Below are 24462 nucleotides of genomic sequence, written 5' to 3'. Positions count from 1 at the left end.
AAGATATAGTGTCGAATAGGCATTCTGTGTGAAAATTACACAATATCTTGGGTTGGGATTGATAATCGTATGCTAGCACTTATCGCTAAGGGATCAAGCGTGATTTGATGAAATTTAAAGTGGTGATTTCAGTGCCTGAGCACTCTCATGCCTGAAAGTCTTGCGGTTCTAATGGTTTAGCGATTGCAAGCCAAAATAAATATTTTTAAATAACTTTTTGCTCTTTTAAATCTCTTCTTAATAGAGCAAAACTCTAAGGCTTGATTTTAGTGGTGTACACAACATCTAGCGCTGAAAGTACCGGCAACCACTAAATGTGGTAACGGTGGAGATGTTCGAGTAATTCCAAGGGTTGCTGTATTTCGTAATCAGCAGCCCAGTTCTCCGGATAGTCTTCCGCGCCAATATAGCCGTAGCGCGCCAGGACCGTTTGCATACCGGCCGCGCGTCCGGCTTCGATATCTCGCTGCGCATCGCCGACATACCAACAGTGCCTGGCGTCCAGCCCCAGTGCTGTTGACGCATGCAAAATGGGATCCGGGTGTGGCTTTGCCACCGCCAGGGTATCGCCGCTGACTCTTATATCAATGGCGGCCAGCTCCGGATAGTAGGGAATCAGCTGCTCGGTCAGTGCTTTGGGTTTATTGGTGACAATGGCGACGGCTATTTCGCTGGCGTTAAGCTGCTGCAAGAGTTCATCGACGCCGGGGAAAAGCTTGGTTTGCACGGCGATGGCATTGGCATAGTGCATCAGAAAGGCTTTGCGTAATTCACTTTTACGAGCATGAAACTCAGCTCCGTAAGCATGCTCGAGCAGGCCACGCGAGCCGTGCGATGCCAGCGTCTTGGCAACTTCCAGTGCGACCGGCTCACGGCCTTCGTCCGCAAGCACCTGATTAAGGGCTGTTCCCATATCGGCGGCGGTATCGAGCAAGGTGCCGTCTAGATCAAAAAGTACTGCTTTAATCTTGTGTTTGGTCATGTTTCAACCATCTTTGCGCAAAGCAACGATGTAGTTAACGTCAACGTTACTGTTATCCAGGTAAAAGCCCCGCAAGGGTGAATAATGGATGCCGGTGATCGCTTTGGCTTGTGCACCTGCAGCATCAGTCATGCGCAGTAATTCTGCGGGCTGAATAAATTTCGCGTGTTCGTGCGTCCCTTTGGGAACCCAGCGCAGCACATATTCGGCAGCCACAATTCCCAGCAACCATGATTTCAGATTACGGTTGAGGGTTGAGAAAACCAAAGTTCCGCCGGGTTTTACCAGAGTCGCAGCTGCTTGCACAATACTTGCCGGGTCGGGCACGTGCTCAAGCATTTCTAAACAGGTAACGACATCGAAGCGTTGCGGATGCTGCCTGGCAAACTCTTCAGCAGCAATACAGTGATAGTCGATGCTAAGCTGACTCTCCAACGCATGCAGTTTTGCAACTTGCAGGGATTGCTCAGCCAGATCAATACCTGTTACCTGCGCTCCCTCACGAGCGAGAGCTTCGGTGACCAGGCCGCCCCCGCAACCAATGTCCAGAACCTGTTTGCCATAGACGCCATCAGCCTGACGTTGAATAAAGTCCACCCGCAGCGGATTAATCTGGTGCAACGGTTTAAATTCGCCTTCGGGATCCCACCAGCGCGACGCCAGGGCACCAAATTTCTCTATTTCTTTTGGATCGACATTATTTGATTGCTGCATAGTACTTCTGCTTATTGAAAAAACTCGGTACAGTGTACTGGAGCTCTCGAATTAAAAAAAGTCGAGGTGAAGCAACCGGCGCCGAAAAAGCGTCGGAAAAAAGGATGCGAGAGTGCAGCGCTAAGGGTACAATGCTGCTACTAAGACAACTATAAGAAAGATTGAGCGTTTAGGGATATAACTATGAGTGATCTCGCCAGAGAAGTCGTTCCAGTCAATATCGAAGACGAGCTGAAAAGTTCCTACCTCGATTATGCAATGAGCGTCATTGTTGGCCGTGCACTACCGGACGTGCGCGATGGGTTAAAACCGGTTCACCGCCGTGTCTTGTTTGCGATGAACGAATTGCGCAATGATTTCAACAAGCCTTATAAAAAGTCCGCCCGTATCGTCGGTGACGTAATTGGTAAGTATCACCCGCACGGTGATAGCGCTGTTTACGACACTATCGTACGTATGGCGCAACCCTTCTCATTACGCTACATGTTGGTAGACGGGCAGGGTAACTTTGGTTCTGTTGACGGTGACTCAGCGGCAGCCATGCGTTACACCGAAATTCGAATGGCAAAAATTGCCAGCGAATTACTTTCCGATCTCGACAAAGAAACCGTCGACTTCGTGCCGAACTACGATGGCACTGAGCAAATTCCAGATGTACTGCCAACGCGGGTGCCGAATCTGTTGGTGAATGGCTCCTCAGGTATTGCTGTTGGTATGGCAACCAACATACCACCGCATAACCTCGGTGAGGTCATTGATGGCTGCTTAGCCATGATTGAAAACCCTGACATCACCACCGACGAACTGATGGAGTTCATCCCGGGGCCTGACTTTCCTACCGCAGCATCAATTTCTGGTCGCGCGGGTATCGTTGAAGCCTACCGCACCGGCCGCGGTCGTATTCATTTGCGCGCTAAAGCAGAAATTGAAACCGACTCGAATGGCCGTGAAGCCATTATTGTTAATGAAATTCCCTACCAGGTGAATAAAGCCCGGCTGATTGAAAAGATCGCCGAGCTGGTCAAAGAAAAACGCCTGGAAGGCATCAGCGGTCTGCGCGATGAGTCTGATAAAGACGGTATGCGGATTGTGATTGAGCTGAAACGTGGCGAAGTCGGTGAAGTGGTATTGAACCATCTGTATGCCAACACCCAGATGCAAGTGGTGTTTGGTATTAACATGGTGGCTCTGGATAAGAACCAGCCACGCCTGTTTAACCTGCGTGACATGATTGATTGCTTTATCCTGCACCGTCGGGAAGTGGTCACCCGTCGCTCGGTCTACGAGCTGCGGAAGGCGCGTGAACGTGCGCATATCCTTGAAGGCCTGGCGATTGCACTGGCGAATATCGATGATGTTATCGAATTGATTCGTCGCTCCCAGACCGCCGCTGAAGCGAAGGCAGGGTTAGTCAGCCGCGCCTGGATCTTGGGTGATGTTGCGAACATGCTTGAACGCGCTGGTGTTGATGCCGCGCGGCCCGATCATCTTGCCCCGGAGTACGGGATTCGAGACGGTCAGTATCACCTGACTGAAGAGCAGGCGCAGGCCATTCTTGACTTACGTCTGCATAAGCTGACAGGTCTTGAGCATGAAAAGATTCTGGAAGAGTATAAGAACCTGCTCAGCCAAATCGAAGAACTGTTACTGATTTTGAACAACTCTGCGCGTCTGATGGAAGTTATCCGTGAAGAGCTGGAGAAGATCAAACTGGATTATGGTGACCCGCGGCGCACGGAAATTACTGCTGCAGCGCACGACATCTCCATGGAAGATTTGATCAATGAAGAAGATGTTGTCGTGACCTTGTCACATCACGGTTATGTGAAGTATCAGCCATTAACCGAGTACGAAGCCCAACGCCGCGGTGGTAAAGGCAAAGCAGCAACGAAGATGAAAGACGAAGACTTCATCGAGCGGCTGTGGGTGGCCAATACTCACGATACGATTTTGTGCTTCTCAACCCGTGGTCGGATCTACTGGATGAAGGTCTATCAGTTGCCGTTAGCAAGTCGCGCCTCGCGAGGCCGACCTATTGTTAATCTGCTGCCACTGGAAGCTGACGAGCGGATCACCGCAATTTTGCCAACGCGTGATTATCCGGACGATAAATTCATACTGATGGCGACCAAAAACGGCACGGTCAAGAAAACTCCAATGGTGGATTATTCACGCCCTCGTTCAGGCGGCATCATTGCCCTGAACCTGAATGACGGTGATGAGCTGATTGGCGTTGATATGACCTCGGCGGGTGACGAAGTGATGTTATTCTCTGATGCTGGCAAAGTGGTGCGCTTTAGCGAAGACCAGGTACGCTCTATGGGTCGTACCGCTACCGGTGTACGTGGTATCCGTCTGGAAGAAGGCCAACGCGTGGTGTCACTGATTGTGCCGCGTACCATTGAGGAAGAAGTCCCGACCATTCTGACGGTGACTGAAAATGGCTTTGGTAAACGTACCCCGATTACCGACTACCCGGCGAAGAGCCGTGCCACTAAAGGTGTTGTCTCCATTAAGGTAAGTGAACGTAATGGGGCTGTGGTCGGCGCGATGGAAGTGGTGGATGCCAATCAGATCATGCTGATCAGTAATAAAGGTACCCTGGTGCGGACGCGTGTGAGTGAAGTTTCAACCGTCGGTCGAAACACGCAAGGTGTGCGTTTAATCCGAACCGGTGCCGACGAGAAAGTCGTTGGTATGCAGCGTATCGACGAACTCGACGAAGACGAACTTGACGACATCGAGTTAGACGTCGAAGACACTGTTGAAAACGCAGGTGAAGATGCGACGCAGACACCAGCGGACGATAGTAACGAGGAGTAATTAAGCACAATGACGGCCCCGTATAATTTTTCTGCTGGACCTGCGATGTTACCGCGTGCGGTATTGGAACGTGCGCAAGAAGAGCTTAGGAGTTGGCGGGGCAGTGGTATCTCGGTGATGGAAATCAGTCACCGGGATCCAGCTTTTGTGCAAATGGCACTCAAAGCTGAGCAGGACTTACGTGATTTAATGACGATTCCTGATCATTACCAGGTGCTGTTTATGCATGGCGGTGGTCGCGGTCAGTTTAGCGCTGTTCCCCAGAATATTGCCGGGGCGAATGATACTGTCGATTACCTCAATAGTGGCGTCTGGTCAGAGTTTGCTATTCGCGAAGCGCAGAAGTTTGTCAGCAAGGTTAATGTTGTGGGCGCCGCCGTGGATACCGAACAAGGTCGCGCCATTGCTGCTGCAGAAGACTGGCAGCTGAGTGCGGACGCGGCTTACTTCCACTACTGTCCAAACGAAACCGTGGATGGTGTCGCGCTGCATGAGATTCCAGCGCAGGTCACAGCGCCAGTTGTGGCCGATATGTCCTCCAACATCCTCTCAGAGCCTCTAAATGTTGAGCGTTACGCCTTGATTTATGCTGGTGCTCAGAAAAATATCGGACCCTCAGGTTTTGCTATCGCCATCGTGCGGGACGATCTGCTTGGTCGCGCGCAAGGGGCAACCTCGACCATTATGGACTACACAGTTCAGGCCAAAGACAAATCTATGTACAACACGCCAAATACCTGGGCTTGGTACCTGTCCGGGCTGGTATTTGAGTGGTTAAAAGAACAGGGCGGCGTAGCGGTCATGGGCCAGGTTAACGCCCGTAAAGCGCAATTACTGTATAACTATATTGACAGTTCAGACTTCTACAGCAACCCGGTTCATCCTGACTATCGGTCAAAAATGAACGTACCCTTTTTACTCGCCGATCCGCAGCGTGATGACGACTTTCTTAAAGCGGCAGAGCAACAGGGCTTATTGGGATTAAAAGGTCACCGCTTTGTCGGGGGCATGCGAGCAAGTATCTATAACGCTATGCCAATAGAGGGCGTGATCGCACTGGTCGATTTCATGCGTGAATTTGAGCAAAAACACACCTAAGAAAAGAAAAACTATTATGTTTGATGCAAAGCAGTTAGCAAATGAGGGCGTACGTAACTTACAGCCCTACCAGGCAGGTAAACCCATCGAAGAGCTCGAACGTGAGCTAGGTATTAAAGACATCGTGAAACTTGCCTCAAATGAGAACCCGCTGGGTTTAAGTTCTAAGGTTCGCGCCGCGTTACAGGACACCCTGAGCGGGCTGGCACGTTACCCAGACGCCAACGGCTTTTACCTGAAGTCAAAGCTGGCGAAGAAGTTTGGTTTGCAAACCTCGCAAATCACCCTTGGCAACGGCTCCAATGATGTGTTGGAACTGGTCGCGAGAACTTTTGTTAGCGCCGAACATGAAGTTATTTTTTCACAGCATGCGTTCGTGGTTTACCCACTAGTGACACAAGCGATAGGTGCCAAGGGCATTGCGGTGCCAGCGCAGGATTATGGTCACGACTTAGACGCCATGCTGGCCGCGATTACTCCAAAAACGCGGATGATTTTTGTGGCAAATCCGAATAATCCCACGGGAACATTTCTGAGCACCGAAGCCTTGCAAAACTTTATTGCGAAGGTGCCAGAGAACGTGCTGGTCATCCTGGATGAAGCCTACTCTGAGTATGTGGCTGAAGCAGACCGCGCACCATCGTTCGCCTGGGTAGACAGCTATCCTAATCTGGTGGTGACACGGACGTTCTCGAAAGCTTATGGCCTGGCCGGGCTGCGTGCCGGCTATGCAGTGTCGCACCCTGAGGTTGCCGATTTGATGAACCGCGCGCGACAGCCATTTAATATGAACAGTTTAAGTCTGCGTGCCGCGGAAGTGGCGCTGGATGACGAGGACTATCTGCAGCAGTCGGTCGCTGTGAACGCGGCTGGCATGGAGCAATTAGTGGCCTTCTGTGAATCTGCCAACCTGCCTTATATTCCATCGCAGGGAAATTTCCTGACCATTGAAGTAGGCGATGGAGCGGCAGATATCTATGACAAGCTGTTGCACGAAGGGGTGATTGTGCGCCCTGTGGCCGGTTACGGACTGCCTCGGCACTTGCGGGTCAGCATTGGTATGCCGGAAGAAAATGAAGCTTTTATCACTGCCATGCGCAAGCTGCTGGATTAACTGAGTCGTGATCAAGAAGCTAACTTTGCAAGGCCTGCAAAGCTGTCAGGGCACGGTGGACTTACCGGGCTCCAAGAGTATCGCTAATCGCGCCTTGTTGATGGCCGCGTTGGGCGACGGTACGACTGAGCTTAACCACCTGCTGCGTAGTGACGATACGGCACGTATGTTAGAGGCTTTGGCAGCCCTTGGGGTCGGTATTGAGGAGCTAAGTGCCACCTGCGTCAGAGTACGGGGCTGTGGTGGCCGCTGGCCAAAGCAACCGGAGCAACTTTACCTTGGCAATGCCGGTACCGCGATGCGGCCGTTGACGGCGGTGCTGGCAGCGACAAGTACCGCTCCTGTTCTGCTTACCGGTGATGCGCGCATGCAAGAACGGCCGATCGGCGATCTGGTGGACGCCTTACGTGAAGGCGGTGCAACTGTTCGCTATATGCAGCAGCCGGGTTATCCGCCGCTGGTCCTCGAGCAAGCGTTGCGTGGCGGCGAAATTCATGTCGATGGCAGTGCCTCCAGTCAATACATCTCGGCTTTACTCATGGCGTTGCCGCTACTGCCCAATGACAGCCACCTGATATTAACCGGAACTGTAGTCTCCTGGCCCTATATCGAGCTGACTTTGGCCATGTTGCGCGATTTTGGTATCACCGTCGAGCAACATGGAAAGCAAGGGTTCAGCATCGCCGGGCGGCAACGGTACCAGTCTCCGGCAGCCTATTGGATTGAAGGCGATGCCAGTGCGGCCAGCTACTGGTTGGGTGCAGGCGTCCTTGGTGGTGGCCCGTTACGTATCGAAGGTATTGGCCGCAAGAGTATTCAGGGCGATATCGCTTTTATCGATTACCTGCAACAAATGGGCGGCAGAATTACCGTTCACGACGAATATGTTGAGGTGAATGGTGGCCAGCTCAGGGGCATTGATGCCGATTTAAATGCAATTCCTGATGCAGCCATGACGTTCGCCACCCTCGCATTGTTTGCCAAAGGGCGTACTGCCATCCGTAACGTCGCAAATTGGCGCATTAAAGAAACCGATCGGCTGCACGCCATGGCCACAGAGTTACGCAAAGCCGGTGCTCAAATCGAGGAGGGGGCTGATTACCTCATCATCGATCCGCCAGCGCAGATTCAACATGCACAGATTAAAACCTATGATGATCACCGTATGGCGATGTGTTTCTCACTGCTGGGTTTTAGTGCCGCAGGTGTGACCATTGAAGACCCTGATTGTTGTGCGAAAACCTACCCGGATTACTTCAGCGAATTAGCACGCGTCACTTAAACACCCCTAATAAAGGTGCAATTTTCTGCAAGATCCGTATAATTGCCGCGCTTTTAGTTGGTAGAGGATGTTATGACCGAGTCAATCCCCGTGATTACGATAGATGGCCCAGGTGGGGCTGGTAAAGGAACGGTAAGCCGCATTTTAGCGGAACAGCTGAACTGGCACCTGCTCGACAGCGGCGCGATTTATCGTGTCTTAGCATTGGCGGCATTACATCATGATTTTGCCGCTGATGATGAAGAGAGTCTGGTCGCGTTGGCCAGTAATCTCGACGTTAAATTTGAAGTGGAAAACGAAAAATCACTGACCCATATTATTCTCGAGGGCGAGGATGTGACGATGTCCATCCGTACCGAGTCGGTTGGCAATATGGCCTCCAAAATTGCTGCCTTGCCGCGCGTACGCGAAGCGCTCCTGCGTCGGCAGCGGGCATTTCTGGAGTTGCCGGGCCTCATCGCCGACGGCCGCGATATGGGCACAGTTGTCTTTCCCAATGCGTCAGCCAAGGTGTTTTTGACCGCAAGCGCGGAAGAACGGGCGGAGCGGCGTTACAAACAATTGCTCGAGAAGGGTTTTACTGCTAAAATCGACCAATTAATCGCCGAAATCAAAGAACGTGACGAACGCGATATGAATCGCTCGGTTGCCCCCTTGAAGGCTGCTGAGGGTTCCTTGTATGTAGATTCAACCGACTTAAGTATTGATGAAGTGGTGGATCAAATCTTAAAGTTTGCCCATGGCAAGCTTACGAATACTGAGAAGGTAACCTCGTAAACGTTACCAGCTTAGGGGTCTGCAGTAAGGAAGCGAGCAGATTGATTTAAACAACCCCATCTCACCGGATTGTTTGATGGATGTACTTAACTGAAGTAAGCCAACTCATATGTCAGAAAATTTTGCACAGCTGTTTGAAGAAAGCCTAAAAGAGGTCGAAACTCGCCCAGGTTCTATCGTAAAAGGTACTGTCGTTGCTATTAACCGCGACGTTGTCCTGGTTGACGCAGGCCTGAAATCTGAAAGTGCTATTCCAGTCGATCAATTCCGCAATGCGGAAGGCGAAATTGAAATCAACGTCGGTGACGAAGTTGATGTAGCTCTTGACGCAGTAGAAGACGGCTTCGGCGAGACAATCTTGTCACGCGAGAAAGCTAAGCGTCATGAAGCTTGGTTACAACTGGAAAAAGCCTACGAAGACCAAGAGACTGTTACCGGTATTATCAGCGGTAAAGTTAAAGGTGGTTTCACAGTTGACCTTGGTGGCGTACGTGCGTTCTTACCAGGTTCTTTGGTAGACGTTCGTCCAGTTCGCGAAACTGCACACTTAGAAAATAAAGATCTTGAATTTAAAGTTATCAAGCTGGACCAGAAGCGCAACAACGTTGTGGTTTCACGTCGTGCTGTTATCGAAACTGAAAACAGTGCTGAGCGCGATGCTCTGCTTGAAAACTTGCAAGAAGGCCAGGAAGTCCAGGGTATCGTTAAGAACCTTACAGACTACGGCGCGTTCGTTGATTTAGGCGGCGTTGACGGTCTATTGCACATCACTGACATGGCTTGGAAGCGCGTTAAGCACCCAAGTGAAGTCGTGAACGTTGGTGACGAAATCACCGTGAAAGTATTGAAGTTTGACCGTGAGCGCACGCGCGTATCGCTTGGCCTGAAACAGCTGGGCGAAGATCCATGGTCAGATATCGCAGCACGTTACCCAGAAGGGCATCGCCTGGAAGGCCGTGTTACTAACCTGACTGACTACGGTTGCTTCGTTGAAATCGAAGAAGGCGTTGAAGGTTTGGTACACGTTTCTGAAATGGATTGGACCAACAAAAACGTTCACCCTTCTAAGGTTGTTAACCTGGATGACGTTGTTGAAGTTATGGTGCTTGAAATTGACGAAGAACGTCGTCGTATTTCTCTTGGCCTTAAACAGTGTAAGCCTAACCCTTGGGAAGAGTTCGCGAAGAACTTCAACAAAGGTGAAAAAGTCAGCGGTAAGATCAAGTCAATCACTGACTTCGGTATCTTTATCGGTCTTGACGGCGGCATTGACGGCCTGGTTCACTTGTCAGATATCAGCTGGAATGCTCCAGGTGAAGAAGCTGTCCGTGAATTCAAGAAAGGCGAAGAAGTCACTGCAGTGGTCTTACAGGTCGACGCAGAGCGTGAGCGTATTTCTCTAGGTATCAAGCAACTAGAAGAAGATCCGTTCAACAATTATCTGGCGGCGAACAAAAAAGGTGCTATCGTTACTGGTAAGGTCATCGAAGTTGATGCCAAGGGCGCCAAAGTTGAACTGGCTGACAGCGTAGAAGGTTACATCCGTGTAGCTGACATCTCACGTGACCGCATTGAAGATGCGACCACTGAGCTGAAAGTTGGTGATGACGTTGAAGCACGCTTTATGGGTGTGGATCGTAAGAACCGTACGTTGAGCCTGTCGATTCGTGCGAAAGACGAAGTTGAAGAGAAAGAAGCTCTTGATACAGTGAACAGCAGCAAGCAAGACGATGCTGACTTCACCAATGCAATGGCTGAAGCCTTCAAAGCGGCTAAGAGCGACGACTAAGAACAGCTAAGCGTGCTCGGTAGCGACGCAACAAAGAGGAGCTTAAGATGACAAAATCGGAGCTGATTCACCAGTTAGCGACATTGTATCCCGAGCTATCTCCGCGTCAGGTCGAAGATGCGGTGAAAGAGCTTATCGAACAAATGGCCCAGCAGCTTGCTGCTGGCGATCGAATCGAGATTCGTGGTTTCGGTAGCTTTTCACTGCATTATCGGGCACCACGCGTAGGGCGTAACCCAAAAACAGGTGAAAAGGTTGAGCTGGAGGGCAAACATGTTCCCCATTTCAAACCTGGTAAAGAACTACGTGAACGCGTAGATAACATCAGTTAAAGGGGCGCTATTTTCGCGTCGAGTTCAGCAAAACGGCATGCTATAGTAAGGCATGCCGTTTTTTTATGACTGCTAGGACCCAGCAATGCTGCGATTTATCTTTATTGGCTTACCGCTTTTAGTGTTGTTTCTTTTGGCCGTCGCTTTTGGCGCGCTCAATAAGCAATCCATTCCTTTTGACTTTCTGGTAGGCGAAGTAACCTTGCCGGTATCTGTGCTGACCGGCCTCTTTATTTTGCTTGGCTTTTTACTTGGCATCCTCAGTATGCTCGGCCGCCAGTTCGTATTAAGAAACGAAAACAGGAAACTCCGTAAACAACTCACCGCACGGGATGCCGCCGATGCTTGAGCTGCTGTTCCTGTTGTTGCCAGTTGCCGCAGCCTACGGCTGGTTCATGGGCCGCAATAGTGTCCGCAATGAAGAACGCCGCGAGCAGGAAGAGTTTTCAAAGCAGTACGTGACAGGTCTGAACCTGTTGCTCTCCGATCAACCGGACAAAGCGGTTGATCTATTTATTCAATTACTTGATGTCGATTCCGATACCCTGGAAACCCACTGGACATTAGGTAAATTATTTCGCCGCCGTGGCGAAATAGATCGTGCCATTAAAATTCATCAAAATCTTACCTCACGGCCAGCCATCAGCGAACAACAGCGCCGTCATGCGATGTTCGAGCTGGGGTTGGATTACTTGTCTGCAGGTATCTTCGATCGCGCCGAAGAGATGTTATTGGCACTGCAAACCGATAAAGAATTTGCTGAGCCTTGTCAGCGTTATTTGCTGGAGCTTTATGAGGCGACCCATGAGTGGGATAAGGCCATAAAAATTGCGTTAAAGCTTGCCCGTCATGATGCGAATGCTCAGCCTGTAGTGGCGCAACTGTACTGCGAACTGGCGAATTTACAAAACGACCCGGCCACCGTTGAGAAATATTACCTAAAAGCCCGCAAACATGATCCAGATAACGTCCGTGCGGCACTTTCTTTAGGTCGTATGTGGTTTGAACAAGGCGAAGTGAATCGCGCCCAACGGATACTAACGACGATTCTTGACGCCGACCCGGCCTTTATCTCGGAAGCCTTACCTATTTTAAAAGCCTGTTACACCAGTCAGCAGGATGAAGCGGGCTTCATCCATTACCTGCACAAGTGTGTAAGCGAAGCCAATTCCACCGCCGCAGCCATACTGCTATCAGAAGCCATAGCCAAAGCTGGCACCATGGAAGAAGCCGAAAAGTTTATGCAGTCAGCTTTATTGCGAAATCCCACCATGAAGGGGTTCCACCAGCTGATGGACTTTCATATTCGCGCGGCCGATGTGGGCAAAGCGCGAGACAGTTTGATGATGTTGCAGAAACTGGTGCAACAACAAATGCAGCAGCGGCCTAAGTACCGCTGCCGTCACTGCGGATTCTCGGGAAGTACCTTATATTGGCATTGCCCCTCATGCCGCGTGTGGGGCGAAATAAAACCTATTACCGGACTAGATGGAGATTAAATGAAGCCACAATCGACCGTTTTTGTTGCGCTGGATTACGCAAATGCTGAGCAAGCATGGCCACTTATCGATCAACTTGACCCATCGCAATGTGGTTTAAAAGTAGGTAAGGAGCTATTTACCTCGGCCGGTCCAGAGTTCGTGCGAGAGTTGGTACGTCGCGATTTTAAAGTCTTTCTTGATTTGAAATTTCATGATATCCCCAATACCGTAGCGAAAGCGGTAACTGCTGCGGCGGAACTGGGGGTGTGGATGGTCAATGTTCACGCTTCAGGCGGTCGGCGTATGCTTGAAGCTGCCCGGGCCGCACTAAACGACTATCAACAGCCACCGTTGCTTATTGCAGTTACCGTATTGACCAGCATGGATGCAAGTGATCTGGCCGAGGTCGGTATTCAACGTTCGCTCACCGAGCACGTGCAACACTTAGCAAAACTGAGCCAGCAGGCTGGTCTTGATGGTGTGGTCTGTTCGGCCCAGGAAGCGGCTATGATTCAGGACACCTGTGGTAAGGATTTCGTGCTGGTGACGCCGGGTATTCGTCCGCAAGGGGCAGAGCAAGGCGATCAACGGCGGGTGATGACGCCAGAACAAGCCGCAAAACAGGGTATTCAGGTCCTGGTTATTGGACGACCGATTACGCAGGCAGAAGATCCTGCAGCAGCATTGGCGGCAATACAAGCATCGCTTACAGCTTGATCCGCTGTTTTTAGTTTGCCCCGGAAGTCACAACAACTAAGCTCTTAGGACTGCATTTGCAGTGTTAACTAAGGAGCTTATTATGTTACGGAAAACAGCCTTGTCCGCAGTGCTGATGGGTGCAACTTTATTGCCCTGTGCTTATGCAATGCCTTCAGTACAACCGACCCAACAAGCCGCTGCACAAGAAGTGGTGATGAAAGTCAACGTGAATACTGCCTCTGCGGCGGAACTCAGCATGGCACTTACCGGTGTAGGTACCAAGCGCGCAGAGGCTATTATTGAGCTGCGGGAAAAGCTCGGCGGTTTTACCGAGCTGAATCAGTTGATGCAAATCAAAGGGGTGGGCCCGCGTTTGCTGGAACTTAATAAAGATCGCATTGAGTTCTAGGCGCTAGCGTTACTCTCCGGACGGCTGGGCAAGTTTAGCCAGATGGCGATTGTGGAGCCACCAGGCAAGGATGCCACTAAGGATCCCGGCGCCGTGCAGTTGCCACAACTGCTGATCTTGCCCAGTTACCAGTGGACTCTGCCACCAGCCTAAAAATTCTGCCAGCCACTTTAACCCCAGCAGGGCGCCGGCAGTGTAAAGCAAATACTTTTGCGATGGTGTTTTGCAGCCTCTTAGCTCCAGCAAAATCCCCATAATGAGTAAGCCATGATTCACCGCCGATAAGCCCACGAAACGATTCTGATAACCCGCCAGCCACAAAATGACAGAACTCCCTGCCGTAAGTAGCAAAAGCGCATTCAAATAGGTGCGTACCGTGAAATGTCGTGCCAGGAATACGGTCAGGGCAGTAAAGGCCAGAACATTGCCCACCCAATGCAATGTAGTTAAATGCAGGAAGTGTGCGGTGACCAAACGCCAGGGCTGTTGCCAAACCTGCGCGTAGGAATAGTCAAAGTCCTCGAGCAGCTGATGTGCCTCGAACTGATAGTAATAGGCCCAGATACTTATCAGGCTAAGCAGCACACCACAGATGATGACTTGTAATTTGTTCGACATAGGTTGAGATTTCGCTTCACGCATTGTGATCGTTGTTCGAGAGCTTTATGATAGGTATAACTTAAGCGCCTGTAAATATAGCAAAAGCCAACTCGCCAAATCGTGCCGTAGCGAAGGATAATTCCATGAAACTTAATTCTCTAGCAGTGCTGCTGCTGACCAGTCTGGCCCTAAGTGCCTGTGCACCACAAGCCGGTGATGAACATCAGCGCGATAAACGTGAGCCTGAGGCTGCGACTGGCGTTATCGATAAAGCGGCGGTCTATTCGAACGAATACATGGTGGCTGCTGCTACTCCAGAGGCCGCAGCGGCAGGGCGCAAAGTTTTAGCGGAAGGAGGCTCGGCGATTGATGCGGCGGTGGCTGTACAGGCGATGTTAACGCTGACAGAGCCACAGTCTTCGGGGATCGGAGGTGGCGCCTTTATTCTCTATTGGGACGCTGCGGAACAACACTTGTATACCATTGATGCGCGTGAAAAAGCCCCCGCAAGCGCTACCGGAAATCTATTTCTTGATGCTGACGGGCAGGCGCCGGAAAATTTCTGGGATGCCGTGGTTGGCGGACGTTCAGTCGGCACACCCGGGGTGCTCAAAGGTCTTGAACTTGCGCATCAACGTTGGGGCAACAGGCCCTGGCAAACCTTGTTCAGTGACACCATCACTGCAGCAGAATCAGGCTTTACGGTTTCGGCACGATTGCAGCGACTATTGGAAATGGATCTCAATCCAGGATTACGGCAATTAGCTCCGGCAAGTGATTACTTTTACCCTGATGGTCAGGCGCTGCAGGCAGGGACTACAAAAACCAATCCTGAACTCGCCTGGGCGTTGAAACTGGTGGCTGAACAGGGCACTGATGCGTTTTATCGTGGTCCTATCGCCGAAAAAATTGTTGCGGCGGTACAAAACAGCGAACTGGCCCCTGGTCTGTTAACCCTGACTGATTTGGCGAATTATGAAGCCGTTGTACGCGACCCTGTCTGTCACATCTATCGCATTTATAAGGTATGTGGGATGGGGCCACCAAGCTCCGGTGGGTTGACGGTACTGCAAATACTGGGGATTTTGGAAAACTTCCCGGTCTCACAGTGGGATCCCACCGGTGTAAAAGCGGCGCATCATTTTACCCAAGCATCGCGTCTCGCTTTTGCCGATCGGAATCGCTATATTGCAGACACTGACTTTGTCGAAGTTCCTGTCACGGAAATGCTGAAGAAAAGCTATCTGGCCTCACGCGCGCGCTACATTGGCAACCGCGACTTGCTGCAGGCTGAGCCAGGTGTTTTTGAGACGAAAAATCTGGTCGATGATCGGTCTCCGGAGTTCCCTAATACCAGTCACATCTCTATTGTAGATGCCGAGGGCAATGCGGTATCCATGACCACCAGTATCGAAATGGGATTTGGCTCATCAGTGATGGCCAGCGGTTTTCTGTTAAATAACCAGCTCACTGACTTTTCCTTACGTCCTGAAGTGGATGGCAAGTTGATTGCCAACCGCGTGCAGGGCGGAAAACGCCCGCGTAGTTCCATGGCGCCCACCATGGTGTTCGACGTCAAAGGTCAGGAGCTGATGCACGTGGTCGGTTCGCCAGGTGGTGCTCGAATCATTAACTATGTGGCGCAGACCTTACTGGGAGTGCTCGACTGGGACATGAACATGCAGCAAGCGATAGACCAGCCACATGTAACGAATTTGAATAATTACACTGCGTTAGAAGAGGGCACCGAGATGGCGGATTTGGCAAGAGCCCTTAAAGCCATGGGCCATGATGTACGCGTCACCGGCTTAAACAGTGGTTTGCATGGCATCACTGTTTTGCCTGATGGGCAACTCATCGGTGGCGCCGATCCAAGACGCGAGGGCGTGGCCCTCGGCGAACTTGAATAAGGTAATAGGCTAGCCGCAAGGCGCTTACTCTAGCGGTCCTCTTTTACCGCAGGAATATAATCCGCATAACCTTCTTCCGCCATATCTTCGAGCGGAATGAAGCGCATCGCAGCGGAGTTCATGCAGTACCTGAGTCCTGTGGGCTCAGGTCCATCTTCAAACACATGGCCTAAGTGCGAATCGGCGTGTTTGCTTTTTACCTCAGTGCGGGTCATGAACCAGGAGCGGTCGGTTTTGGTGACGACATACTTGTCGTCGATGGGCTGCGTAAAACTGGGCCAGCCGGTGCCCGATTCAAACTTATCAGCAGAAGAGAATAGCGGCTCACCACTGACAATATCGACATAAATGCCCGCTCGTTCTTCATCCCAGTACTCATTGTTAAAGGCACGTTCAGTTTTGCCCTTTTGCGTCACTGAGTATTGCAGCGAGGTCAGGCGTTCTTTTAGCGCTTCATCGGCTGGCTTTTCATAGTCGCTAAAATCAAGCTGCTGCTGGTCCTCTGCTGCAGAGTTACTGGTTTGCTGATCCGATGTTTTTTTATCGGCATGAGTGTCCATAGTGATGTCATCCTCAAATTTGCGATAATCAACGTCGTAGTTATCACCCCAGACCTTCTCAGTGAACTGAAAACGGCCGGAGTTACGCGTGTAGACCCAGTAGCGCACCGAGTTTTTCCGATAGTAATCCTGATGATAGTCTTCGGCTTTATAAAAGGTCGTAAAAGGCTCAATCGGAACCACAACCGGTTCTTCATAAAGATCCATCTGCCTGAGTTCTTTACGTTCGTGTTCGGCAACACGTCGTTGATGTTCGTTGTGATAAAAAATAGCAGGCCGATACTGCTGGCCACGGTCAACGAATTGCCCGTCAAGGTCGGTCGGGTCCATCATTCGCCAGAACGCCTGCAACAAACCGGTGTAACTGACGACCGCCGGGTCATAGTAGACCTGCACCGCTTCGGTGTGGTCGGTGCGCCCGCGCGAGACTTCTTCATAAGTTGGGTTTTCTTTGCTACCGCCGGCGTAACCGGAGATGGCACGATCAACACCTGGTACATCTTCAAAAGCCTTTTCTACGCACCAAAAACAGCCACCGGCGAAGGTCGCGACACGCAGCTCATCAGAGCTCGCGTGCGCCACAGCTGTTATCGCCATTAGCCCTGCGAATAGGGCAGCTACTGCATAATTCATAGGTTTCCTTTTAGTTGTTGCTGAAAATCACGGATCCGCGCAGCGTTTTTACCTACGTCACTGCGACCGACACGTGATTTACTACGTACATCAACCCGTGTTTGTTCACCTTCGCGTTGGAGGCGAATGACAACATCGTCTTTAAAGCCGAACCAGAAGGTTGATGCGGTCGCTTCGATGCGTCCTTCCGCCAGATCACTGGCGACCAGCTGCCAGCCTTTGGCATTAACGACCCGAAGCGCAGCTTCAAACACCTGATTGAGGTCTTGCTCGAAGTACTGTGGGGTCAGATCCGAGTACGCTTTGCGTTGTTGTGCTGCAGTTTCTTCGCCTGGATAAGGCAGAGGATTAGGTGCATCAGCCCGTAATGGCGCAATCGCAACGAATTCAGGAGGATTCTCTAAATCTGTTGTGATGTCATGGATCGGCGGCACGCTGCGCGCTGTTTCCAACTGCTGATAGGGAATATAGAAGCTAATCATGCCAACAATGGCTGCGGCCGTCAGCACCGCAAGCCGGACCCCACGTGGACGCTTCCAGATCAAATAAACAATGATCAACACCACCGAGGCTACGCCGATATAGGCTGCCCAACGCAATAAGGTAAAAGCGATACCTAAATCTAAAATTTGCCAGCGGTACAAAGGACCGGAAAGCAGCAAAATAAAGGCCGATAAAAAGCCCAGGCAAATAAGTAGTGAACCGATTTTCTTTGACATGACAAGCTCCGTTGCGAATTATAGATTTTATACGTCATTCACTATACTCTAGATCAGCCTATGCGAAACACATAACTATCGGTACATCATTCAGTTGCGGAATCAGGCTTTGCTAAAGAAAACACTCTATTTCATGCTGTTTATTGCTCTTTTGCAGCTCGTGCTGGTGTCCCGGGTACAGGCACAGCAAACGTCTGCTGAGCCACAGACAGTGTTCTTTTATGCCTGGGGTGGTTCCGAATCCGTCAACGACTATTTGCGCTGGGCGCAGACTCAGCTAAAAACCCGTCATGGTATTGAGTTACAGCATGTAAAGGTGGCAGATATTGCCGAAGCTGTGACCATTTTGCTCGCTGAAGGCGAGCAGCAGACCAGCAATATAGACCTGTTATGGATCAATGGCGAAAATTTTAAAGTTTTAAAAGATGCCGGGAAGTTATTGCCGGACTTGCCTGAACGTGTGCCCAACAGCGCACTTTTACGCGATGACCTGAACTGGCAGACAGACTTCGGGGTCGCTGTCGACGGTCAGGAGCTGCCCTGGGGCATTGCCCAGTTCCAACTGATTTTCAGAGCGCCACTACTGGCTGACCATACCCTGACTAACCGCGTGGCTGTCGAAGACCTGTTCGCGCTTGCCAAACGTCATCCCGGCCGTTTGTCCTATCCCAAACCACCGGCTTTTCATGGCACCACCTGGCTTAAAGCGCTTGCGTATGAGTTGGTCCATGCGCCTGAACTGCTGCAACAACCGCCACACAAGGTGAACATTGCACAGGTGTTACAGCCGTTATGGGACTACTTAGATCAGCTGCACCCTTACCTCTGGCGTCAGGGGCGGGAGTTCCCGGGTTCAGCGGAACAGCAACGGCAACTCTTTAACCATGGCACGCTCGATAATGCAGTGACCTTTAATCCAAATAAAATTCCGGCCTTACAACAGCAATTACGGCTTATCCCAGCGGCAACTGCGGTAAGCCTTGGCTCCTCAGCATTAACCAACTTTCATTACCTGGCGATTCCACGCGCCAGTGATAATCGCGCGGCCGCGCTCACCGTCATCAATTTTATGTTGAGCGAAGCAGCTCAGCAGCGTAAAGCTGAACTTAATGGCTGGGGCGACCCCATGGTCATCCGGGCGCCGACATCAGCTAAACCCAGATTACATGCACCTCTGTTTCCGAGTCATCCTGAGCCTCATGTCGAGTGGACCGCGGTGCTCGAGCAGGAATGGCTGCGCAGGTATCAGCGATGATAAAACGAATCTCCTGGAACATCGTACTGGTAGCCTTGCTCGCCTTGTTGGCTTTGCCGTGGTGGTTCGTACTCCAGGGCTTGTCACTGCAGTTGCCAACCCCGGGGGCAGAACTTTGGAATTATCCGGGCATCGGCACAGCACTGTCAAACAGCCTTCTTGTCGGGTTGCTGAGCACGCTTCTTGCAGCCGCTTGTGCAAGTCTGATCATCGCCTGCGAAGCGGTCAGCGGGCGGCCTGGCAAAAATGATGTGGGCACTATTTTTACTGCGCCCCATTTGGCTTTTGCGATTGCTTTTTTGTGGTTATTCACGCCGTTTGGCTGGTTTGACCGTTTGTTTCCCTTTGCCGCAGGGCTGGTGGAACAGCAGTCTTTAGTTACGCTAGTGATTATTCTGGTACTTAAAGAAACGCCGTTTCTGGTGGTACTGGGGCGGCAACAGCTCATGCAATTACCCTATCAGCAATGGCTGCTGCAGGGACAAGCGCTTGGCACCGACCGGACACGCAGCTGGTGGCTGGTGGTGTTCCCGGCATGGCTGCGGGCCATGCGATTAATCCTGTTTGCGGTCGCCATTTACAGTGTTGCCGTGGTCGATCTTGCGCAAATCGCCGGGCCACTCAACCCGCCGTTATTAGCACCGTTACTCGTTGGTTGGCAATTGCAGTTCGATCCGCTTAGCCAGCTGCTTGTCCAGCAAGCAACCTGGCTGTTAATCGCACTGGGCGGTGTTATGGTGAGTTGGGTCGTGATCCAGGAGTGGGGGCTGGTCCGTTTGCTGAAATTACGTATCGGCAGGCCGCCGGGCCGGGCTCTCATCAAGGCGCTGTCAGGGTTTAGTCTTTACTTCAGCAGCGCGACTCGGTTGCTATTTATTCTTATCAGCGCTCTGACATTAGCCGCATTGCTGGCTCTGAGTCTGGGTTACGGCTGGTTTTATCCTGATCTGCTGCCACTTGAATGGCAGCTTAAAGGTTGGTCCGACAATGCCGACCTGATCCTGCAGTTAGCGCTGAACACCCTGGGTCTGGGGCTGCTTACTGCCGTGATTGCAACGGCAATTATTATCTGGCTGAGGGAATGGCAGCGCTTAAATCAACGTGAATTGCCTGACCTCTGGCTGCTACTTGCCTTATTCGTACCGCAATTGAGTCTCGTTATTGCATGGTTGGGAAGCGACTGGAGTGCACTGTTGCGCTCCAACCATCTCAGCGTGCTGGTGGCGCACAGCTGGTTTTCGTTTGCCTATGGCTATCTGGTCTATGCCCCGACCGAGCGCAATACCACACAGATTCATCTGCTGACAGGGCGCAGCCTGGGGTACGGTTATTGGCGCAGCTGGTGGTACTTTAAGCGACCACTCATGCATAGTGGTATCGGCTACTGTTTTATGGTGACCTTCTTAGTCAGTGTTGCCCAGTATGTTCCGACCCTGTTGCTGGGTGCCGGGCGGCTGCCGACACTCACAACGGAGCTGGTGGCGGTTAGCAGCGGTGGAGAATGGCGCCTGCCAGCGGTGTACGCAACCTTATTATGGTTCATCGCATTTGTCGCCTTAATGCTGGTGCAATTGACCCGCAGCAAACAAAACTTGGCAAGAGAGTCGTAATGAACGCAAGCAGATCTGATAATTTACTCCGCCAGCAAATGCTCAGGTGGCGGGACACGGACAAGGTGATCCGGTTGCCGGATATGTCTATCGCGCCAGGTGAAAGCCTGGGAATGATGGGGCTTAGTGGCTGTGGTAAGTCGACCTGGCTGCGGGCGTTACTGGGAGAGTCCATCGGCTACGCGCGCTTCACCGGCGAACTGTGGGTGGCGGGCAAGGAGGTAAGTGACTTGCCCATAGAGCAGCGGGGGATTGGCATCTTATTGCAGGATAACCCATTGTTTCCCCATTACAGCGTCCGTAAAAATCTCGCTTTCGCGTTGCAACGGCAGGGGCTCAGTCGCACACAGCAAACTGCCGAAATTGAACAGCAACTGGAAGCTGTTGGCATGGCGGCAGCAATTGATCGCTTACCCGGACAGTTGAGTGGAGGCCAGCGGGCACGGATTGGTCTGCTGCGCACGGTCATGGCGGCACCGGCTCTGGTGTTACTTGATGAGCCCTTTAGTGCACTCGATGCCGAACGGCGTGTTCAGGTGCGCGACTGGACGCTGGCATTTTTGCAACAACGCGGTATCGCCAGTATCATCGTCAGCCATGATGCTGAAGATCTTGCCGCTGTGACCCAGCAGTTTAATTGGCCAAAGGAGCAAAACTGATGATTGATGCGTTACTTTACCGACGCCTGCGGCCTATTCTGGATACTGCAGCTAAACCTCTGGTAAAACTGGGTATTAGTGCCAACACGGTCACTGTCGTCGGCTTTGTGATTGGCCTCCTGGTACTTCCGGCATTGGCGGCGCAACGTTTTGATCTGGCGCTACTTTGTATTGTGCTGAACCGCTTATCGGATGGTTTAGATGGCGCTATCGCCAGACAGACGAAGCGCACAGACGCCGGTGGTTACCTTGACAGTGTCATGGACTTTATCTTTTACAGTGCCGTGCCCTTTGGCTTTTTGCTGGCAGATCCCGCTGAGTTCGGTAGTGTTGCTGGCTTGCTGATGTTTAGCTTTATGGGCACAGCGGCAACGTTTCTGGCTTTTGCGATTCTTGCCGGCAAGCATGGCATTGAGAACCCCAACTATCCAAACAAATCGCTGCATTACATGGGCGGTATTACTGAAGGCTTTGAGACCATCGTCGCATTTATTGTCTTTTGTTTATGGCCAGCGGCGTTCCCGGTGACCGGGGCGATATTTGCTGCTCTATGCTGGTTTACTGCTTTGACGCGTCTTTATCTTGGCTATCGGACCCTGCGTCTGCTTGCTTAGGCTGGCGGAAGGGAATCGCGAGCAGGTAGCTGAGTTTGGTGCTTTCGCGCACCGCAGGATACTCTTTTAAGCCAATGTTGATACCATCAGAGCCCGCTTCCGGGCGTGCGGTGTAGGAGCGGAACAAGCGATCCCAGACGGACAGATTAAAGCTGTAATTGCTGTTGGTTTCGTGAGGTAACTGGCTGTGGTGGATGCGATGCATTTCCTGGGTCACAATCAGTCGTCTTACCGGCCACTCAATACGGCTCGGCAAGGCAACGTTGCCGTGATTGAATAACGAGGTTGCGTTGAGCACTATTTCGAAAATCAGTACTGCCAATGCCGGGATGCCAAACACCACGACTACACCGATTTTTATCAGCATACTTAAAAGAATTTCTAGCGGATGAAAACGTAATCCCGTGGTGGCATCAAAGTCGGCGTCGGCATGGTGCATGCGGTGAATTCGCCACAACAGGGGAATGCGGTGAAACATGCGGTGTTGCCAGTAAATGGTGCAATCCAGTATCAGAAAGCCCAATACCAGGTTTAGTGCCAGCGGCCAGTCCAGGCCCGGCAAGAGGCCAAAACCGGTTTGCTCTGCCCAAAGTGCAGCGCCAATCGCACCTGCTGGAATAAGCAGCCGCAGCAGCACGGTGTTGATAGCGACAATACCGAGATTTGCGGGCCAGCGCCGTTTGGCCGGTAACCTAGATTTGCGTTTTGGATTAAGCCGTTCCCACAGCAGCATGATGGCGAGTACGCCGACAAAGCAACCTAGCCGCCACCAAACCTCTGCGGGCATCAGCGTTAGCCTTGCTTCGGCTCAGCGTTGGCAAATGGCGGCCAACCAAGTGTCTGGCCGGCAAGCAGATGCAGATGAATATGGTAAACCGATTGCCCACCATCATCGTTACAGTTCATGACCAGCCGATAACCGTCTTTGGCAAAGCCATGCTGCACGGCGATTTTACGGGCAACCACAAACAGATGCCCGACCAGCTCACGTTCATCTTCCTGAATGTCGTTCACTGTCGCAATCCGCTTCTTAGGGATAATGAGCAAATGAACTGGGGCTTGTGGATTCACATCCTTAAAGGCAAGACTGATATCGTCTTCATAAACAATATCCGCAGGGATTTCGTTGCGGATAATCTTGTCGAAAATGGTCTCGGTTGTCATAGAATTACCTCATTTGACTCAACAGCTTAGTCTCATACTAGCCAACTCAACCGCGGAGTACCAGCCCTTTCAGGTAGAGTGATTCAGGAAAGTTGGTGCGCACGGGATGGTCCGCGCCCTGATAAAGTCGTTCGATAATATGCAGTGGCCGTTTTGCGTCTAACGCTGCGTCCGCCACAACTTTCTGGAACAAATCACTGCTTAAGAGCCCCGAGCAAGAAAAAGTGAACAGGGTGCCACCGGGGTTCAAAATTTTACAGGCGAGCCGATTGATGTCCTTATAGCCCCGACAGGCACTGATTAGGTTCGCTTTGCTATCTACAAACTTAGGCGGATCCAGAATAATGACATCGAAACGCTCACCACGATGATGGAATTCACGCAGTGCCTGAAACACATCCTGCTGCATATTCGTCAGCGTCTCACTGGCGAAGTTATTCTCAGCATGATTGCGTTCGGCCTGCGCCAAAGCTGGTGCTGATACGTCAAGGTTGACGATCTCTGTGGCGCCCGCTTGAGCAGCGAATAACCCAAAGCCTCCGGTATAACTAAAGGCGTTCAGCACGCGCTTTCCTGCTGCGTAACGGGTGAGGGCGTAGCGACTATCCCGTTGATCCAGATAGTAGCCTGTTTTGTGGCCCTGCTTTACGTCAACGCCTAGCTGCAAACCATTTTCCTGAATCCATAGGGTGGCTGGCGGCTCCTCGCCTGTCGCGCTGTAGAGCAACTTATCCACAAGGGGCAGCCCTTCCTTCTGGCGGACGTCAACGTCAGAGCGTTCGTAAATCGAGCAGTCGGGGAAGTGCTGACGCAGGGCCTCGACGATGGCGTCACGCCAGCTATCGGCGCCGGCGCTTAACAGCTGGCAAACCAGCCAGTTGTCGTATTTATCGATGGTCACACCGGGCAACTCATCGGCTTCAGCTGCGACCACGCGCCACGCGTTGCTATTGATTGCCAGGCCTTCCCGCAGGGCTTTGGCAGCAGCGATGCGTTGCGAAAAAAAAGCTTCATTGATTTGTTGATTGGCCTGGAACGTCCAAATCCGCACGCGGATTTGCGAGTGGGGTGACCAGGCTCCTGCGCCCAGCCAGTCGCCTTCCGCGCTATGTACACTGACAGTTTCGCCAAGTTTAGGATCGCCCTTTACTTTAGCGATGGCGCCGCTAAACACCCAAGGGTGCAGACGGCGCAAGGATTTGCATTTTTGCGGTTTTAAATGGACGGTGGCGGTCATG

24 protein-coding genes are annotated in these 24462 nt (G+C 51.6%); 16 read left to right on the top strand and 8 right to left on the bottom strand.

The annotated features are described in order from the left end of the window. Positions 1-310: 310 nt before the first annotated feature. Together J6J28_RS05990 and ubiG are read right to left on the bottom strand one after the other, a co-directional pair. Complete coding sequence (locus tag J6J28_RS05990) at positions 311-982, bottom strand: HAD family hydrolase (protein ID WP_301720420.1); 672 nt, start codon at positions 980-982, stop codon at positions 311-313. Positions 983-985: 3 nt separating this feature from the next. Next, a complete protein-coding gene (ubiG, locus tag J6J28_RS05985) occupies positions 986-1696 on the bottom strand; it encodes a bifunctional 2-polyprenyl-6-hydroxyphenol methylase/3-demethylubiquinol 3-O-methyltransferase UbiG (RefSeq protein WP_301720418.1) in 711 nt (236 codons plus the stop codon). A gap of 183 nt (positions 1697-1879) precedes the next feature. Between ubiG and gyrA the strand changes: the two genes are divergently transcribed. The 11 genes from gyrA to J6J28_RS05930 all read left to right on the top strand — a co-directional run bounded on the left by gyrA (position 1880) and on the right by J6J28_RS05930 (position 13500). Next, a complete protein-coding gene (gene gyrA / locus J6J28_RS05980; protein ID WP_301720417.1) occupies positions 1880-4519 on the top strand; it encodes a DNA topoisomerase (ATP-hydrolyzing) subunit A in 2640 nt (879 codons plus the stop codon). A gap of 9 nt (positions 4520-4528) precedes the next feature. Further along, positions 4529-5617, top strand: coding sequence for a 3-phosphoserine/phosphohydroxythreonine transaminase (gene serC, locus J6J28_RS05975; protein WP_301720416.1), 1089 nt, complete (start codon positions 4529-4531; stop codon positions 5615-5617). A 16-nt stretch (positions 5618-5633) separates the two neighbouring features. Next, positions 5634-6731 (top strand): histidinol-phosphate transaminase, encoded by a 1098-nt coding sequence (gene hisC, locus J6J28_RS05970; protein ID WP_301720415.1) that lies wholly within the window; start codon positions 5634-5636, stop codon positions 6729-6731. Positions 6732-6738: 7 nt separating this feature from the next. Continuing rightward, positions 6739-8013 (top strand): 3-phosphoshikimate 1-carboxyvinyltransferase, encoded by a 1275-nt coding sequence (aroA, locus tag J6J28_RS05965; protein WP_301720414.1) that lies wholly within the window; start codon positions 6739-6741, stop codon positions 8011-8013. Positions 8014-8085: 72 nt separating this feature from the next. Then, entirely contained in the window at positions 8086-8790 is a 705-nt protein-coding gene (gene cmk / locus J6J28_RS05960) for a (d)CMP kinase (protein WP_301720413.1), read from the top strand. 109 nt (positions 8791-8899) lie between these two features. Beyond that, positions 8900-10579: a 30S ribosomal protein S1 gene (gene rpsA / locus J6J28_RS05955; protein WP_301720412.1), complete on the top strand. Its 1680-nt coding sequence runs from the start codon at positions 8900-8902 to the stop codon at positions 10577-10579. A gap of 47 nt (positions 10580-10626) precedes the next feature. Then, the gene (gene ihfB / locus J6J28_RS05950; protein WP_301720411.1) at positions 10627-10911 is read left to right on the top strand and encodes an integration host factor subunit beta; all 285 of its coding nucleotides are present in this window, start codon (positions 10627-10629) and stop codon (positions 10909-10911) included. Between the two features lie 85 nt (positions 10912-10996). Next, positions 10997-11260 (top strand): lipopolysaccharide assembly protein LapA domain-containing protein, encoded by a 264-nt coding sequence (locus J6J28_RS05945; RefSeq protein WP_301720410.1) that lies wholly within the window; start codon positions 10997-10999, stop codon positions 11258-11260. Continuing rightward, positions 11253-12410 (top strand): lipopolysaccharide assembly protein LapB, encoded by a 1158-nt coding sequence (gene lapB, locus J6J28_RS05940; RefSeq protein WP_301720409.1) that lies wholly within the window; start codon positions 11253-11255, stop codon positions 12408-12410. The genes J6J28_RS05945 and lapB overlap by 8 nt, the downstream gene beginning before the upstream one ends. Then, complete coding sequence (gene pyrF / locus J6J28_RS05935; protein WP_301720408.1) at positions 12411-13109, top strand: orotidine-5'-phosphate decarboxylase; 699 nt, start codon at positions 12411-12413, stop codon at positions 13107-13109. Between the two features lie 82 nt (positions 13110-13191). Beyond that, entirely contained in the window at positions 13192-13500 is a 309-nt protein-coding gene (locus J6J28_RS05930; RefSeq protein ID WP_301720407.1) for a ComEA family DNA-binding protein, read from the top strand. Between the two features lie 9 nt (positions 13501-13509). On the opposite strand, the gene J6J28_RS05925 is transcribed toward J6J28_RS05930, so the two are convergent. After that, complete coding sequence (locus J6J28_RS05925) at positions 13510-14118, bottom strand: rhomboid family intramembrane serine protease (protein WP_301720406.1); 609 nt, start codon at positions 14116-14118, stop codon at positions 13510-13512. Between the two features lie 125 nt (positions 14119-14243). Here J6J28_RS05925 and ggt point away from each other — a divergent pair, with 125 nt between their 5' ends. After that, a complete protein-coding gene (ggt, locus tag J6J28_RS05920; RefSeq protein WP_301720405.1) occupies positions 14244-16010 on the top strand; it encodes a gamma-glutamyltransferase in 1767 nt (588 codons plus the stop codon). Between the two features lie 29 nt (positions 16011-16039). On the opposite strand, the gene msrB is transcribed toward ggt, so the two are convergent. Both msrB and J6J28_RS05910 read right to left on the bottom strand, forming a co-directional pair. Beyond that, complete coding sequence (gene msrB, locus J6J28_RS05915; protein WP_301720404.1) at positions 16040-17203, bottom strand: peptide-methionine (R)-S-oxide reductase MsrB; 1164 nt, start codon at positions 17201-17203, stop codon at positions 16040-16042. After that, positions 17200-17922 (bottom strand): DUF1499 domain-containing protein, encoded by a 723-nt coding sequence (locus J6J28_RS05910; protein ID WP_301720403.1) that lies wholly within the window; start codon positions 17920-17922, stop codon positions 17200-17202. Before J6J28_RS05910 ends, msrB begins: the two co-directional genes overlap by 4 nt. A gap of 109 nt (positions 17923-18031) precedes the next feature. Here J6J28_RS05910 and J6J28_RS05905 point away from each other — a divergent pair, with 109 nt between their 5' ends. The 4 genes from J6J28_RS05905 to J6J28_RS05890 are packed head-to-tail and all read left to right on the top strand — an operon-like array spanning position 18032 to position 22060. Next, on the top strand, positions 18032-19177 hold the full coding sequence (locus J6J28_RS05905; RefSeq protein WP_301720402.1) for an ABC transporter substrate-binding protein: 1146 nt from the start codon (positions 18032-18034) through the stop codon (positions 19175-19177). After that, the gene (locus tag J6J28_RS05900) at positions 19174-20787 is read left to right on the top strand and encodes an ABC transporter permease family protein (protein WP_301720401.1); all 1614 of its coding nucleotides are present in this window, start codon (positions 19174-19176) and stop codon (positions 20785-20787) included. The genes J6J28_RS05905 and J6J28_RS05900 overlap by 4 nt, the downstream gene beginning before the upstream one ends. Continuing rightward, entirely contained in the window at positions 20787-21446 is a 660-nt protein-coding gene (locus J6J28_RS05895) for an ATP-binding cassette domain-containing protein (protein ID WP_301720400.1), read from the top strand. The genes J6J28_RS05900 and J6J28_RS05895 overlap by 1 nt, the downstream gene beginning before the upstream one ends. Beyond that, the gene (locus J6J28_RS05890; RefSeq protein WP_301720399.1) at positions 21446-22060 is read left to right on the top strand and encodes a CDP-alcohol phosphatidyltransferase family protein; all 615 of its coding nucleotides are present in this window, start codon (positions 21446-21448) and stop codon (positions 22058-22060) included. The genes J6J28_RS05895 and J6J28_RS05890 overlap by 1 nt, the downstream gene beginning before the upstream one ends. On the opposite strand, the gene J6J28_RS05885 is transcribed toward J6J28_RS05890, so the two are convergent. Genes J6J28_RS05885 through J6J28_RS05875 form a run of 3 tightly spaced genes read right to left on the bottom strand, consistent with a single transcriptional unit; the run spans position 22005 to position 24461 of the window. Beyond that, a complete protein-coding gene (locus tag J6J28_RS05885) occupies positions 22005-22847 on the bottom strand; it encodes a sterol desaturase family protein (protein WP_301720398.1) in 843 nt (280 codons plus the stop codon). The two genes, J6J28_RS05890 and J6J28_RS05885, sit on opposite strands and share 56 nt — an antisense overlap. A 5-nt stretch (positions 22848-22852) precedes the next feature. Continuing rightward, complete coding sequence (locus J6J28_RS05880; RefSeq protein ID WP_301720397.1) at positions 22853-23224, bottom strand: histidine triad nucleotide-binding protein; 372 nt, start codon at positions 23222-23224, stop codon at positions 22853-22855. Between the two features lie 46 nt (positions 23225-23270). Further along, the gene (locus J6J28_RS05875; RefSeq protein ID WP_301720396.1) at positions 23271-24461 is read right to left on the bottom strand and encodes a class I SAM-dependent rRNA methyltransferase; all 1191 of its coding nucleotides are present in this window, start codon (positions 24459-24461) and stop codon (positions 23271-23273) included. Between the last annotated feature and the right edge of the window lies 1 nt (position 24462).

It is taken from the genome of Pseudidiomarina terrestris (assembly GCF_030466375.1).
GTDB classification, from domain to species: domain Bacteria; phylum Pseudomonadota; class Gammaproteobacteria; order Enterobacterales; family Alteromonadaceae; genus Pseudidiomarina; species Pseudidiomarina terrestris.
The sequence above is the reverse complement of the archived record's forward strand: the minus strand, read 5'-3'. Positions and strand labels throughout refer to the sequence as shown.

Coding starts and splice junctions, on each gene's coding strand:
- J6J28_RS05990 (WP_301720420.1), bottom strand. CDS start 982: ATGACCAAACACAAGATTAAAGCAGTACTTTTTGATCTAGACGGCACC.
- ubiG (WP_301720418.1), bottom strand. CDS start 1,696: ATGCAGCAATCAAATAATGTCGATCCAAAAGAAATAGAGAAATTTGGT.
- gyrA (WP_301720417.1), top strand. CDS start 1,880: ATGAGTGATCTCGCCAGAGAAGTCGTTCCAGTCAATATCGAAGACGAG.
- serC (WP_301720416.1), top strand. CDS start 4,529: ATGACGGCCCCGTATAATTTTTCTGCTGGACCTGCGATGTTACCGCGT.
- hisC (WP_301720415.1), top strand. CDS start 5,634: ATGTTTGATGCAAAGCAGTTAGCAAATGAGGGCGTACGTAACTTACAG.
- cmk (WP_301720413.1), top strand. CDS start 8,086: ATGACCGAGTCAATCCCCGTGATTACGATAGATGGCCCAGGTGGGGCT.
- rpsA (WP_301720412.1), top strand. CDS start 8,900: ATGTCAGAAAATTTTGCACAGCTGTTTGAAGAAAGCCTAAAAGAGGTC.
- ihfB (WP_301720411.1), top strand. CDS start 10,627: ATGACAAAATCGGAGCTGATTCACCAGTTAGCGACATTGTATCCCGAG.
- J6J28_RS05945 (WP_301720410.1), top strand. CDS start 10,997: ATGCTGCGATTTATCTTTATTGGCTTACCGCTTTTAGTGTTGTTTCTT.
- lapB (WP_301720409.1), top strand. CDS start 11,253: ATGCTTGAGCTGCTGTTCCTGTTGTTGCCAGTTGCCGCAGCCTACGGC.
- pyrF (WP_301720408.1), top strand. CDS start 12,411: ATGAAGCCACAATCGACCGTTTTTGTTGCGCTGGATTACGCAAATGCT.
- J6J28_RS05930 (WP_301720407.1), top strand. CDS start 13,192: ATGTTACGGAAAACAGCCTTGTCCGCAGTGCTGATGGGTGCAACTTTA.
- J6J28_RS05925 (WP_301720406.1), bottom strand. CDS start 14,118: ATGTCGAACAAATTACAAGTCATCATCTGTGGTGTGCTGCTTAGCCTG.
- ggt (WP_301720405.1), top strand. CDS start 14,244: ATGAAACTTAATTCTCTAGCAGTGCTGCTGCTGACCAGTCTGGCCCTA.
- msrB (WP_301720404.1), bottom strand. CDS start 17,203: ATGAATTATGCAGTAGCTGCCCTATTCGCAGGGCTAATGGCGATAACA.
- J6J28_RS05910 (WP_301720403.1), bottom strand. CDS start 17,922: ATGTCAAAGAAAATCGGTTCACTACTTATTTGCCTGGGCTTTTTATCG.
- J6J28_RS05900 (WP_301720401.1), top strand. CDS start 19,174: ATGATAAAACGAATCTCCTGGAACATCGTACTGGTAGCCTTGCTCGCC.
- J6J28_RS05895 (WP_301720400.1), top strand. CDS start 20,787: ATGAACGCAAGCAGATCTGATAATTTACTCCGCCAGCAAATGCTCAGG.
- J6J28_RS05890 (WP_301720399.1), top strand. CDS start 21,446: ATGATTGATGCGTTACTTTACCGACGCCTGCGGCCTATTCTGGATACT.
- J6J28_RS05885 (WP_301720398.1), bottom strand. CDS start 22,847: ATGCCCGCAGAGGTTTGGTGGCGGCTAGGTTGCTTTGTCGGCGTACTC.
- J6J28_RS05880 (WP_301720397.1), bottom strand. CDS start 23,224: ATGACAACCGAGACCATTTTCGACAAGATTATCCGCAACGAAATCCCT.
- J6J28_RS05875 (WP_301720396.1), bottom strand. CDS start 24,461: ATGACCGCCACCGTCCATTTAAAACCGCAAAAATGCAAATCCTTGCGC.